Source organism: Undibacterium sp. RuTC16W, assembly GCF_049339445.1.
Taxonomy (GTDB): domain Bacteria; phylum Pseudomonadota; class Gammaproteobacteria; order Burkholderiales; family Burkholderiaceae_D; genus Undibacterium.
The window spans coordinates 22,228-35,182 of the sequence record NZ_JBMPPE010000014.1; the positions used below are offsets into that span (position 1 = coordinate 22,228).

11 protein-coding genes are annotated in these 12,955 nt (G+C 47.4%); 3 read left to right on the plus strand and 8 right to left on the minus strand.

The window, feature by feature from the left end; translation table 11 throughout:
- The first annotated feature begins 428 nt into the window (after positions 1 to 428).
- Positions 429 to 3,071 (plus strand): DNA mismatch repair protein MutS, encoded by a 2,643-nt coding sequence (gene mutS / locus ACO0K4_RS19060; RefSeq protein ID WP_422958260.1) that lies wholly within the window; start codon positions 429 to 431, stop codon positions 3,069 to 3,071.
- Between the two features lie 179 nt (positions 3,072 to 3,250).
- Here the strand turns inward: mutS and ACO0K4_RS19065 are convergent, their stop codons facing one another.
- Together ACO0K4_RS19065 and ACO0K4_RS19070 are read right to left on the minus strand one after the other, a co-directional pair.
- Positions 3,251 to 4,501: an HD-GYP domain-containing protein gene (locus ACO0K4_RS19065; protein ID WP_422958261.1), complete on the minus strand. Its 1,251-nt coding sequence runs from the start codon at positions 4,499 to 4,501 to the stop codon at positions 3,251 to 3,253.
- Between the two features lie 685 nt (positions 4,502 to 5,186).
- Positions 5,187 to 5,726, minus strand: a complete 540-nt coding sequence (locus ACO0K4_RS19070) for an FKBP-type peptidyl-prolyl cis-trans isomerase (protein WP_422958262.1) — start codon at positions 5,724 to 5,726, stop codon at positions 5,187 to 5,189.
- A 76-nt stretch (positions 5,727 to 5,802) separates the two neighbouring features.
- On the opposite strand from ACO0K4_RS19070, the gene ACO0K4_RS19075 reads away from it, so the two are divergent.
- Positions 5,803 to 6,939 carry a cupin domain-containing protein gene (locus ACO0K4_RS19075; protein WP_422958263.1) on the plus strand — a complete coding sequence of 379 codons (1,137 nt, stop codon included), beginning with the start codon at positions 5,803 to 5,805 and terminating at the stop codon, positions 6,937 to 6,939.
- Positions 6,940 to 7,295: 356 nt separating this feature from the next.
- Positions 7,296 to 7,535, plus strand: a complete 240-nt coding sequence (locus ACO0K4_RS19080; protein WP_422958264.1) for a hypothetical protein — start codon at positions 7,296 to 7,298, stop codon at positions 7,533 to 7,535.
- Positions 7,536 to 7,752: 217 nt separating this feature from the next.
- On the opposite strand, the gene bamC is transcribed toward ACO0K4_RS19080, so the two are convergent.
- The 6 genes from bamC to htpX all read right to left on the minus strand — a co-directional run bounded on the left by bamC (position 7,753) and on the right by htpX (position 12,898).
- Positions 7,753 to 8,913 carry an outer membrane protein assembly factor BamC gene (gene bamC, locus ACO0K4_RS19085; protein ID WP_422958265.1) on the minus strand — a complete coding sequence of 387 codons (1,161 nt, stop codon included), beginning with the start codon at positions 8,911 to 8,913 and terminating at the stop codon, positions 7,753 to 7,755.
- Between the two features lie 78 nt (positions 8,914 to 8,991).
- On the minus strand, positions 8,992 to 9,876 hold the full coding sequence (dapA, locus tag ACO0K4_RS19090) for a 4-hydroxy-tetrahydrodipicolinate synthase (RefSeq protein ID WP_422958266.1): 885 nt from the start codon (positions 9,874 to 9,876) through the stop codon (positions 8,992 to 8,994).
- An 88-nt stretch (positions 9,877 to 9,964) separates the two neighbouring features.
- On the minus strand, positions 9,965 to 10,609 hold the full coding sequence (locus tag ACO0K4_RS19095; RefSeq protein ID WP_422958267.1) for a class I SAM-dependent methyltransferase: 645 nt from the start codon (positions 10,607 to 10,609) through the stop codon (positions 9,965 to 9,967).
- Between the two features lie 12 nt (positions 10,610 to 10,621).
- Positions 10,622 to 11,281 carry a site-2 protease family protein gene (locus tag ACO0K4_RS19100; protein ID WP_422958268.1) on the minus strand — a complete coding sequence of 220 codons (660 nt, stop codon included), beginning with the start codon at positions 11,279 to 11,281 and terminating at the stop codon, positions 10,622 to 10,624.
- A 38-nt stretch (positions 11,282 to 11,319) separates the two neighbouring features.
- On the minus strand, positions 11,320 to 11,943 hold the full coding sequence (locus ACO0K4_RS19105; protein ID WP_422958269.1) for an L-threonylcarbamoyladenylate synthase: 624 nt from the start codon (positions 11,941 to 11,943) through the stop codon (positions 11,320 to 11,322).
- Between the two features lie 79 nt (positions 11,944 to 12,022).
- Entirely contained in the window at positions 12,023 to 12,898 is an 876-nt protein-coding gene (gene htpX / locus ACO0K4_RS19110; RefSeq protein WP_422958270.1) for a protease HtpX, read from the minus strand.
- Positions 12,899 to 12,955: the final 57 nt, after the last annotated feature.

Sequence of the window (12,955 nt, forward strand, 5' to 3'; positions counted from 1 at the left end):
ACATCACGCAGCTGCTCCCACGCTTCAACAGCAGCAGATAAGACAGGGCTGGCCACTGCCCTATTTTCACCTGACGCATCTTGCCATCAATGGGGCTTTTAAAACGATAGATCCACGCCCGTCCTGTACTACTCGCTTCAAACCGTAGACCCGGGCAATCGTCTATGATAAGGTGCGCTCCGGGTGTTAATAGCTTGGCTTGTCTGGCATCAAATTACATAATTTATCCGGCGTAGCTTTTTAAAGAAAAAATTCACCGGCGAATACTAGCGTAACTTTTAAAAATAGTGGTTGTAAAAAGCTACGCTAAATTAGAAGTGTTGTTGGTTTTTGGTAGGTGTTGGCGGTATCTAGTGAAACGAGCCAATTAGAAATAATCACCAATCATTCAAACACTTAACAAACAAAACAAGAAAAATCAAAGAGTTATGACGACAGAAAAAAGTAATCACACCCCAATGATGCAGCAATACCTACGCATCAAAGCCGATCATCCGACCACATTGGTTTTTTACAGGATGGGGGATTTTTACGAACTGTTTTTTGAGGATGCGGAAAAAGTCACACGCCTGCTGGGGATTACCTTAACTCAACGCGGCACCTCGAATGGAGCGCCGATCAAAATGGCGGGTGTGCCATTTCATTCATTAGAACCTTACTTGGCAAAACTGGTAAAACTGGGGGAGTCCGCTGCGATTTGCGAACAAATTGGTGACCCTGCAACCAGCAAAGGTCCGGTAGAGCGCAAGGTCATGCGTGTGATTACGCCAGGCACCCTGACCGATACCGATCTGCTGCCAGAAAAATCTGAACGCCCTCTTCTAGCGCTATGCCTTTTACAGCAACGCAAGACCATTACGGCAGGACTGTCCTGGTTGTCTTTAGCGAGCGGCGCACTCAAGCTGATGGAATTCAGCTGCGATGAAAAAACCTTGCCGCAGCGCCTGCAACAAGAGCTGGAACGCATCTCGCCTGCCGAAGTCTTGGTGTCTGCTGGCAGCTTGTTACTGGAATCGTGTCAAGCCAGCTTACCGGGTAAATTTTCAGAAGTACCTGATTGGCACTTCGATTTGAAACAAGGTCAGAAATCCTTACAAGATCAATTAGCGATCGCTTCGCTGACAGGTTTTGGCGCAGAACATCTGACCGCGGCAATTGGTGCCTCCGGTGCTTTATTGCGCTATGCCGAAGCAACACAAGGTCGCGGCCTGAAGCACATCAACACGCTGACAGTTGAAAACGAAAACGAATTCATCGGCCTCGATACGGCGACACGACGCAATCTGGAATTGACCGAGACTTTACGCGGACAAGAGTCTCCGACACTCTTTTCCTTACTCGATCACTGCCGCACTGCGATGGGCTCACGCTTGCTGCGACACTGGCTGCATCATGCGCGACGGGATCAATTGGTTGCGCGATCACGTCATGACGCGATCAAGGCGCTGATACAAGCCGACTCTACGGCAGGACTTTCCACTACATTGACTTCCGTTCCGGATATCGAGAGGATTACAACACGTATCGCACTGCAATCAGCGCGACCTCGCGATCTGGCCGGTCTGCGCGATGGGCTGCAGCATCTGCCAACGGTACGCTCGTATGTCGCGATGTGTATTGCCGATAACCATACCAATCTGCTGACCAAAGTGCTGACGGATCTGGCGACGCCGACAGAATGCCTGGATTTGCTCGAGCGCAGCCTGATGCTGCAACCCGCAACAATGGTGCGCGATGGCGGCGTGATTGCGACTGGCTTTGACGCTGAACTTGATGAGCTGCGCGCACTGTCAGAAAACGCCGGGCAATTTTTAATCGATCTGGAAACCTCAGAGCGCGCACGCACCGGCATCGCCAATTTACGTGTCGAATACAACAAAGTACATGGCTTCTATATTGAAGTGACGAACGGACAGACCGATAAAGTACCGGACAATTATCGCCGCCGCCAGACGCTGAAAAATGCGGAGCGCTACATCACGCCAGAACTCAAAGCCTTTGAAGATAAAGCGCTGTCAGCACAGGAACGTGCCCTGGTCAGAGAAAAAGTCTTGTATGAAAAACTGTTGCAAGATCTGCTGCCGCATATCACGACTTTACAAGCGATCGCCCATGCCATTGCGCAGCTCGACACTCTGGTCAGTCTGGCGAATCACGCGACTAAAAATAACTGGTGCGCGCCCGAGCTGGTAGATGAACCTATGCTGCATATTACCCAGGGACGCCATCCCGTGGTGGAGAACCAGATTGAACGCTTTATCGCGAACGACTGTCAGCTCTCCAGCGAACGTAAATTACTCCTGATCACCGGTCCGAACATGGGTGGTAAATCGACGTTTATGCGTCAGGTGGCACTGATTACCTTACTAGCCTATGTCGGTAGCTATGTACCGGCAAGCGAGGCCATGATTGGCCCCATTGACCGCATCTTTACCAGGATCGGTGCCGCCGATGATCTGGCAGGCGGGCGCTCCACCTTCATGGTCGAGATGACTGAATCTGCGGCAATTCTGAACGGTGCAACAGAAAATTCATTGGTATTAATGGACGAAGTCGGGCGTGGCACCTCGACATTCGACGGACTGGCATTGGCTTGGGCCATTGCACGACACTTAATTCTCATTTCGAAAAGTTACACCTTGTTTGCGACGCATTACTTTGAATTGACACAGTTACCCGACATTCATTCAAGTGCAGAAAACGTACACCTGTCCGCGATTGAGCACAAAGAAAATATCGTATTCCTGCATGCCGTCCAGGCTGGTCCGGCATCACAAAGTTATGGCCTGCAAGTTGCTCAACTCGCCGGTATTCCGCAAGGTGTTATTAAGGCTGCGCGCAAACACCTGGCGGAACTGGAGGCGCATTCCCTGCAAGCCTCACCACAATTTGACCTGTTCAGCGCGAATGCACCAGCGGAGCTAACTGATGAACTCGAATCAGACAGCAGTACCGAACCGCCAAGCGAATTATTCAATGCGATCAGTGAACTCGATCCTGATGCCATGAGCCCAAGGGAAGCCTTAGACGCATTGTATGTATTGAAGCAGCTTTATAAATCGCATCACTAATTAATGAGGACAGGGCTTATCGTATCGAAGGCCTGTTACTGACTGTTCGATACAGTTAAGGTCTGTTGATAGTCCAATCGGAGAGGTGTTTGGCGTTTAGGGTGTAGCATTTTCGGGGAGAATGGTTTTATCCCATTTTGAGATAAATTCTTCACCTCCGGTCGCATGATTAACGGATCCTAGCCTGCCCACATCTGATCAAAATTCTTAAAAGCCCATTTTGCGGGATCTTCGTGACCAACGATCTGCTCAGCATTGAGGTCTTTCATCGGGTGTGACAGGTCGAGAATTTCAGGAGAAATATAGACGTTCGACTTTGTCGAAAAAAAGATTTTAACCTTAGGCGTTAACAAAGACGTTGCCGACTGTTCCAGGACAACACCCAGACGACCGGAGGACAAGCGCACTAATGATCCGACCGGATAGATACCAACACTGTTCACAAACGCGTGAAAGATATCCTTCTCATACTGAGCGGTACTCCATTCACTCATTTTTTTGATCGATGCAATCGGCTCCCATCCAGCCTTGTAAGGGCGATTTGATGTAATCGCATCATAGACATCGCAAACCGCTCCCATCTTTGCAAAAATAGAAATCTCACTTCCCTTGAGCCCGTGAGGATAACCACTACCGTCAACTCTCTCATGGTGATGCAGGCATACATCAAGCGGAATATGCCCGACAGAACCACTCTCCAACAAGAGTCGATGCCCCTCTTCGGGATGACTCTTCATAATGTCGAACTCTTCAACCGTCAACCTGCCAGGCTTATTCAGCACCTCGGTTGGCATCAGTGCCTTACCTAAATCGTGCAACAAACCCGCCATGCCGGCTTCACGAGTCTGATCTTCATCCAGATTCAGTTGCTGCGAAACTGCAACCATTAAGGCGCATACAGCGACGGAATGCATGTACGTGTAATCATCGGCTGTTTTCAGGCGAGCCAGGCTAATCAGCGCGCCAGGATTACGCATCACTGAAAGTGATATCTCCTGCACCACTTCGCCTGCGAGATCAACGGATATCGCTTTACCCATGCGCACTTCCTGAAACATGGACATCACGGCATTTTTTGAGCGATCGCAGATTTTCTCAGCTCGCTGAATCTCATCAGTAATCGATGCGGGTTTCGGACGCTCCGCTAGGACAATGCTGACACGATCAATATTCGTTGAGGGATCCTGTGACTCGAGTTCTGCATTCCGGGTCGATATGACCCGCTTGTTATCGTCTGACGAAATGACATCATCACCTTTATCGAGATTAATCCATACCTCAGAAATACCACTGTCGATAATCAGGCGAATATCATTTTGTTCCTTGATGACAAATTTGGAGCGCCAAAACGGATGATCAATCCATGAACCACAAAGCGACTGCAAATACATACCAGTCTTTAGTTGGGTGACTGGGATTTTTTTCAGCATGCTATCTCCAGGCGAATGAGGTTTCTTGCTTGACGCAAGTGGCTGCGTCAGATTTTTTTGTGGTGCAGCGTTTTTATCATTAATTGAATAGTACGGCGAATCACGCCAAGATGTGATGTAGTACAACTATTTTTTAATCACCAAAAATCTTTTATTGAGTCTCTACCTGGCATCATATATTTTCATAAAACAAATTCAAACGAGATAACTGACTGCCACGAACGCGTACCTCACAATGGCTTTAGCAATCAATTTACTCAGAATCGTTTTTCATAGACGAGCTATTACAACCAACTAAAAATCACATACTCCCTCAAAATATCTACAAAACATACTTGCCCCCGCTTATTTTAAAGCGCGACTTTAAATATACTCCCTCTATGTATGATTTGTTTGTCCGCTTATTTGTTCGTTTATTTGTTCATTTCTTTCATTCACTGACATAGATGAATGTCTTCAAATTTAATCCCTACACAATAAGGGCAAGCAATTAAAACAACCAGATAACTCATGAGAATTTACCACCAGTCAATCCGCTCAGGAAGCCATAGAAATTCCAGACAAGATGACAAATCCGCATAAAAAAACCGCAAAGATCATCTTTGCGGTTTTTTATTTCATCTTACCTGAACAGGATTTATCGCTACCTGAGCTAGGCAGCAGATACTCTACCTGCCCGGCATGATTAGTGAATCGGATGACTGCGATATTCATCACCAGCATCATCTTCGTCGTCTTCGCCATGATGGTGGCCGTGTGCGCCATGCACGTGACCGTGTTCGATCTCTTCGTCGCTTGCAGCGCGGACTTCTACCACGGTTAAATCAAAACGCAATGCCATACCTGCCAACGGGTGATTACCATCCAAAACGACTTTGTCGTCCGTGATATCCGTCACTGTAAAGATCAGTGCGTCGTCTTCATCTTCACCGTCCTGCATGCCTTCGAACTGCATACCAACTTCCAGTGGATTTGGCAGGCGATTACGTGGCTCAACTTTCACCAGCTCTGCGTCGTATTCACCAAACGCATCGTCTGGCTCAACCTGCAAAATCGTTTTGTAGCCAACTTCTTTGCCATCTAATGCTTCTTCGATCTTAGGCAAGGTATTTTCGTAGCCACCGTGCAAATACACCATTGGCTGTTGACCTTCTTCGATCAGATTGTCTTGCGCATCCGACAGTTTATAGTTAACAGTAACAACTGTATTTTTGACAATCTTCATGATATTCCTTAAAAATAATGTGCAGACGAATTATACCCGTCTGGCTAGTTGAGTACGCCACGCCTATAATGCCGACATGAAAAATTTATCTACAAAACTGCCTCTCTTGGGCAACATCACTGCCGACCAGTTCCTTAGCGAGTACTGGCACAAGAAACCTCTGCTGATACGCCAGGCAATTCCCGGCTTCAGCGCGCCAATCAAGAAAGATGCCTTGTTCGACATGGCAGCACGGGAGGATGTCGAGTCCCGCCTGATCTGCTTTTTCGACAAACACTGGGAAATGAAAAATGGCCCTTTCCAGCAATTGCCAATAAAGGAAAAAAAAGACTGGACGCTGCTGGTACAAGGCGTGAACTTACACAATCCGGTCGCCGATGAGTTGCTGCGCCAGTTCAACTTCATCGCCGATACCCGACTTGATGATCTGATGATCAGTTACGCAGAAGACGGCGGTGGCGTTGGCCCGCACTTCGATTCGTATGACGTATTCCTGCTACAGGCGCACGGGCAGCGTCGCTGGAAAATCGGCGCACAAAAAGATTTATCGCTGATCGAGGGAATGCCACTCAAAATCTTGCGTAATTTCAAGCCGGAACAAGAATTTGTACTGGAACCTGGCGATATGCTGTACCTGCCGCCACAATACGCGCATGACGGCGTCGCGATCGGTGAGTGCATGACTTACTCTATTGGCTTCCGCGCACCGTCTTATCAGGAATTCGGTGAGTCGTTTCTGCAATTCATGTCTGATTCGATTGATTTACCTGGCCGCTATGCTGATCCAGATCTCAAGGCAAGCTTGCGTCCTGCAGAAATCAGCACGGCAATGGTCGATACGATTGCCGAGCAATTGGCAAAAATTCGTTTTACCGAGGAAGACATTACCATTTTTATCGGTGAGTATCTGAGCACGCCAAAATCCAGCGTATTCTTTAATTCGCCAGAAAAGCCGTTGACGCCGAAACGCTTTACCCAAGCCGCACAAAAAAACGGTGTGTCTTTATCACTAAAGACCCAGATGCTTTACAAAGGCAAGCATGTCTTCGTTAACGGAGAATCTTTTGCGATCGGCAAAGATGACAAAGTAAGCTTACTAAAACTGGCGAATCAAAGAAAACTGGACGGCGCCGATGTCGCACAAGTTTCAGATGACGTTATGGAAGCCTTGTGCCTGTGGTACGAAGATGGCTGGTTGAACCTGAACTCATAAAGCGATTTTCTTGCACTAGATTGTCATAACTATTTGCAAAAATAAATTACATAAAATTAGTTAAATTGCATGATTTTTTAAAAAAACTCACTGTAATTTAACTATTACATGAGTATTGCCAATAAAAAATTGTTTTTGTTGGTAAATATTACGGAAAATCCGTATAAAAATGACTCTTTCCCTATTCCATTAATGGAAAAATCATTATAATTCTGGGTTAGGAAACTTTCGTAGGGGCCGACCTGCCTATTTGGGTAATAAGCCCTCGAATAAACCTATAGAGCGATAATTACCGGTAATTATTCATCGCAAAATTTTGATCTTATTTTTTTGATCTATTTATTGAAAGTATAAACATGAAAAAATCACTCTTGCTTGTTTCCCTGTTGGCAGTTGCTTTGGCAGCTTGCGGTAAAAAAGAAGAAGCTCCAGCAGCTTCTGCAGCAGCTTCCGTAGCTGCACCAGCTCCAGCAGCAGCTTCTGCTCCTGCTGAAGCTCCAGCAGCAGCACCAGCTCCAGCAGCTGATGCAGCAGCATCTGGCGCAGCTCCAGCAGCTTCCGCTCCAGCAGCAGCTTCCGCATCTGCTTCCAAGTAATTTTTTTATTGCTTGAAAAAAGCCGACTTTCGAGTCGGCTTTTTTTCGCCCTTTTTTTGCCAGTTACTTTAATAAATTTACATCATAGCAATATCATTTATCCAGATAAAAACAAGTGTTTAGATTGCTGTCCAGATCACCTTACAGCTTATCTTTTAAAACATAACAGGCAAAAAAAATGCGACTCATTGAGTCGCATTTTTTAATGTGAAATACCTTACTTCAATTGTTCATTCAGCAATTGAAGGATCTTGTCAGCAGTCGCTGAAGTCTCAACCTTGCCATCCGTGCCATAGATACTGACATGACTGACTTCGCCCTTACCAGAAACCAGAATACGATACTTTTGTGCATTCTTTGGATCGCTAGAGCCAAACGAGAATAATTTCGAGAAGAAGCCTTCGCTCGCACCTTTAGTTTTCGCATCGATGTCCTGATCGATGTAACGAACATAGTAGAGACCTTGTGAACGATCACGGTCTTCCACAGTGAACCCGATACGATCCAATGCCAGACCTACGCGACGCCATGAGCGGTCAAAACCTTCATCTGTTTCAACATAAGACACATTATCGGCCTTCAACAGCTTGGCGCGAATCTTCAATTGCGTTGGCGACGCGGCCGCAACTTTAGCCTGCTCAGCATCCGCACCCAGGCGCACCATCAAACGAGACAAAAATTCTGCTTCAAGGCCACTATCGTTCGCACGCGGCGTCCAGACAGTACCCTCTTTCTGGTTACCGACTAGCACCTCTTGTGCGCCACGATGACTGATATAAATTTCTACTTCGCCTTTGGCATTGCGTTCAAGGCGAGTGCGGAACTTATCGCGCTCACCAGTCGAATACAGCGAATCGAGCACTTTGCCTAAAGTATTACGGATGATATCTTGTGGAATTTTGGCGCGGTTTTCAGCCCAGTCCGTTTCCATCACTCCGGATTCTTGAGACTCAATATTGATCAGGAAACCCAGCTCTTGCCAGAAATCCTTGATTTGCGGCCACAGAACCTCTGGCGTTTGATTTACCAGCAACCAGCGCTGAGAACCGTCACGTTCAATGCGCATGGATTTCACTTGCAAAGGGGCAATAGCAGAGGCGCCAGAAGTGGTGGCAACATTCCCTTTTTGCAGGTTATAGCTTGAGGCAGTGGCGCTACCTTGATTACTGTTAGGGACAGCAAAACGATTATCACGACGAATTTGCGTCAGATCAGGCGGAACTTCCAGAGATACTGTGGCAGCTTTGCTCGCACTTTTATAGTCGATCTTATTTGGCTCAAGAATATTACCAATTGACGTACAAGCACTTAAGCTGATTACACCAGCCAGTGCTAATGCACTGATGATCCCATTTTTAGCAACAAAGCTTTTTGCCATGTGAAAGTCCCTACGATTTGTAATCAATTAAATGTACATAAAAACATAGGCGGGAATCAGATACCCGCCCAAGCGACGCTATTGTAATACACCTGACTCGCGTAAAGCAGTGCGAACTACATCATGATACTGCTCTGACATAGGCACCAAAGGCAAGCGAATACCACTTGGTATCAGACCCATCTCCTGCATTGCCCATTTCACAGGCAGAGGATTTGGCTCGATAAACAATTTATTGTGCAAGGGCAGCATACGATTATTGATTGCCACTGCCGTTGCAATATCGCCGCGCATCGCGGCAACGCACAACTCATGCATTGCACGGGGAGCCACGTTGGCTGTTACAGAAATATTGCCCTTACCACCGCAGAACATCAACGCGATTGCGGTCGCGTCATCACCTGAGTACACAGCAAAGGATGCCGGCGCCAGACGAATCAAATCCGTATCGCGAGCGATATTACCTGAGGCCTCTTTAACGCCAATGATGCCGGGGACTTGCGCCAGACGCAGAATTGTCTCATTGCTCATATCAGCAACGGTACGGCCTGGCACGTTATACAGAATTACAGGGATATCAACCGATTCAGCAATTTTCTTAAAGTGCTGATACATGCCCTCTTGCGTTGGACGGTTGTAGTAAGGCACCACCTGCAAAGATGCATCTGCGCCAATTTCTTTAGCGAATTTGGTCAGCGCAATCGCTTCTGCTGTTGAATTACCACCAGATCCTGCGATGATAGGAATACGTTTATTAGTATGTTCGACGGCGACGCGAATCAATTCGCAATGCTCTTCTACCGACACTGTAGGCGACTCACCCGTGGTACCGACGATCACGATACCATCAGTGCCTTCGGCAATATGCCAGTCAATCAGTTTGCGCAGACATGGCAGATCGAGACTGCCGTCGGCGTGCATGGGGGTCACAATTGCAACCAGACTACCCTGTATCGTTGTCATGTTAATGCGTGAAAAAGTAAAACCTTGATTGTAGCGGATAGGGCATCACTATGGGCAGGAATCGCTTGAAATTGACGTCAAATCCTATTCAAAGATCAGGTACATTATTCATCATAGTGCCCGACACATCGGACATCTGCGATATCCCCGACATATTGCGCACACAGATTCTCTGCACTATTGCCGGATGCGGGTATTCAACATAGCCATGTTCATACGCGATCACCTGATTTTGTTGACCAACGCTTATGTCAGACCCGAATTGCTGTAAAAGTTCACCGGGTCGTAACAAAAAATCTGGATTACTCGGCCGGCCAAAACTCGCATTACCGTCGGCAAAGGTTTCATAAATCAATATGCCCCCTTCTGCCAAAGCCATTTTCAGATGCGAAAAAAGTGGCCGATGCAGATAGTTAGTCACAATGACGCCTGCGAACTGATGTCGTTCAAATGGCCAGACTGTTGCATCGACCTGGTCCTTAACCTGATCATCAGCCTCCAGATCAAGCTGAAAAGTCCGTGCGCCAATCCCGGCAAGAGGCAAAAGCAAATGTGCCTCTCTATCCACGGCCCAGACCTCATACCCGGCGGCAAGCATCAGTCGAGTATGCCGACCGCCGCCGCAGGCCAGATCTAATACAGGGCCAGCATTTTTGGGTATCAGGGATGCGAAGCGATGCACCCAGACAGAGGCATCGGATCCGGGATGCGGCGCACTAATGGTCGCAGACATATTGATCAAATATCAGCCAAGTAAAAGCCGGATTGGCGACATCATGAGATAAAGCAGCGTTTCTGCTAACCACATGACAGGAACCATCCAAAACTGTAGCACGTGCAACATCACCAAAGCCATCACGATGAAAAACCCGTATTGCTCGATCTGTGCGAATTTATATGCCAGCTTATAAGGTAATAAACTCACCAGAATTCGACCACCATCCAGAGGTGGAATAGGAAAAAGATTAAAGGCAAACATCACCAGGTTCGTCAAAATACCGGCATTGGCCATGCGAACAAAAAAATCCTCGTCCACACCAGAAACCTGTAAAAAAATTGCTAATAACATCCACAAGAATGCCATTGCGAAATTTGCGGCAGGCCCAGCCAAAGCAACCCATGCCATATCTTGTTTTGGTTTTCGTAAATTAGCAAAATTCACAGGAACCGGTTTGGCATAACCAAACAAAAATGCACCGCCCGTCGCAACATATAAAACCGCAGGAATAATAATGGTGCCAAAAGGATCGATATGACTAATTGGATTCAGCGTCATTCGCCCCTGGCTATAAGCCGTCGTATCACCAAAAAATTTAGCCGCAAAAGCATGCGCAGCCTCATGCAAAGTGATCGCAAAAATCACCGGCAGGGCATACACAGCAACGGTTTGAATTAATTCATTCATATTAGTTTTTCATTATCTAAAATTCAAAAAGCACCGGATTACAAACCGAATAAAGCTGCGTCACCCCTGCCCTGTCTGATCAGCACAGGCGCATCATCGGTCATATCGATGACCGTGGTAGGGATCAGGCTGCAAGCACCGCCGTCTATGATCAGGTCAACTTGCTTTTCCAGTTTTTCACGAATGACTTCAGGATCTGTCAGAGGTTCATCTTCGTTCGGCAAGATTAAAGTAGTGCCTAGCAAAGCCTGTCCCAATTCCTCTAACAATGCGTGAGTAATGCGATTTTCCGGAACCCGCAAACCTATGGTCTTACGTGAAGGATGACTCAGGCGACGCGGAACTTCTTTCGTCGCTTCCAGAATCATGGTAAATGCACCTGGCGTCGCTGCTTTCAGCATGCGGTATTGACGATTGTCGACCTTGGCATACAAAGCAATTTCTGACAAATCCCGACACAACAAAGTCAGGTGATGTTTCTCATCCACCGCACGGATGCGCCGCAAACGCGTGACAGCATCCTTGTCATCAAGGTGACATACCAGTGCATAGCAAGAATCTGTGGGCAACGCCACGATACCGCCCTGATGAATAATCTGGGCAGCTTGCTTGATCAACCTGAGTTGCGGGTTATCAGGATGCAGTTGAAAAAATTGGCTCATCAGCGATCAGTAATGACGATAAAAGTAGAAAGGCGGTAGCGGGACATCCCTGCTACCGCCATTTTATAAAAGAATATATTTATTTAAGATTTTGCAGAGCCGCAATCCGTTGTTCCATCGGTGGATGCGTAGAAAACAAGGCGCTCCAGCCGGCTTTATCACTGATACCGGCTGCTGCCATCGACTTTGGCAACTCACCCGGCTGCATGCCGCCTAAACGAGCCAGTGCGTGAATCATCGGCAACTGATTGCCCAGTAATTTTGCTGATCCGGCATCGGCACGGAACTCTCGCTGACGCGAGAACCAGGCAACGATCACTGAAGCAGCAATACCAAATACAATCTCGCAAACGAATACCGTAATCATGTAGCCAATGCCTGGCCGGTCGTCGTCACCATTGCGGAACACCGCTTTATCAATCGCATAACCGACAACCCGCGCCAGGAATACGACAAAGGTATTCACTACACCTTGAATCAGCGCCATTGTTACCATATCGCCATTCGCGATATGAGCAACCTCATGACCCAAGACAGCTTCGACCTCTTCCTTGGTCATGCTCTCCAGCAAGCCGGTAGAGACGGCAACCAGCGCAGAATTCTTAAACGCGCCTGTCGCAAATGCATTTGCTTCACCGTCATAGACGGCAACTTCGGGCATGCCGATACCAGCGCGTTCAGCCAAGGCTTTGACGGTATTCACCAGCCATAGCTCGGTAGACGAAGACGGGGCATCGATCACACGTGCGCCGGTAGACCATTTGGCCATCGGCTTGCTAATCAATAAGGAAAAAATAGCGCCCGTGAAACCGACCACCAGCGAAAACACCATCAAGGTGCCCATATTCAAACCGTTCGCAGTCAGATAACGATTGACGCCAAGCATCGACAAGACTAGCGACATGACCAGCATTACAGCGAGATTCGTCGCCAAAAATAACACTATACGTTTCATTCGGACATCCCTAAAAAGTTAGACCCGCCGCATAAATTGGGCGAAATAAGGAAATTT

Excerpts from the sequence above, each read along its gene's own strand:
- ACO0K4_RS19075 (WP_422958263.1), top strand. The coding sequence starts at position 5,803 with ATGAAAAATTTATCTACAAAACTGCCTCTCTTGGGCAACATCACTGCC.
- ACO0K4_RS19080 (WP_422958264.1), top strand. The coding sequence starts at position 7,296 with ATGAAAAAATCACTCTTGCTTGTTTCCCTGTTGGCAGTTGCTTTGGCA.
- ACO0K4_RS19100 (WP_422958268.1), bottom strand. The coding sequence starts at position 11,281 with ATGAATGAATTAATTCAAACCGTTGCTGTGTATGCCCTGCCGGTGATT.
- bamC (WP_422958265.1), bottom strand. The coding sequence starts at position 8,913 with ATGGCAAAAAGCTTTGTTGCTAAAAATGGGATCATCAGTGCATTAGCA.
- htpX (WP_422958270.1), bottom strand. The coding sequence starts at position 12,898 with ATGAAACGTATAGTGTTATTTTTGGCGACGAATCTCGCTGTAATGCTG.
- ACO0K4_RS19065 (WP_422958261.1), bottom strand. The coding sequence starts at position 4,501 with ATGCTGAAAAAAATCCCAGTCACCCAACTAAAGACTGGTATGTATTTG.
- ACO0K4_RS19095 (WP_422958267.1), bottom strand. The coding sequence starts at position 10,609 with ATGTCTGCGACCATTAGTGCGCCGCATCCCGGATCCGATGCCTCTGTC.
- dapA (WP_422958266.1), bottom strand. The coding sequence starts at position 9,876 with ATGACAACGATACAGGGTAGTCTGGTTGCAATTGTGACCCCCATGCAC.
- mutS (WP_422958260.1), top strand. The coding sequence starts at position 429 with ATGACGACAGAAAAAAGTAATCACACCCCAATGATGCAGCAATACCTA.
- ACO0K4_RS19105 (WP_422958269.1), bottom strand. The coding sequence starts at position 11,943 with ATGAGCCAATTTTTTCAACTGCATCCTGATAACCCGCAACTCAGGTTG.
- ACO0K4_RS19070 (WP_422958262.1), bottom strand. The coding sequence starts at position 5,726 with ATGAAGATTGTCAAAAATACAGTTGTTACTGTTAACTATAAACTGTCG.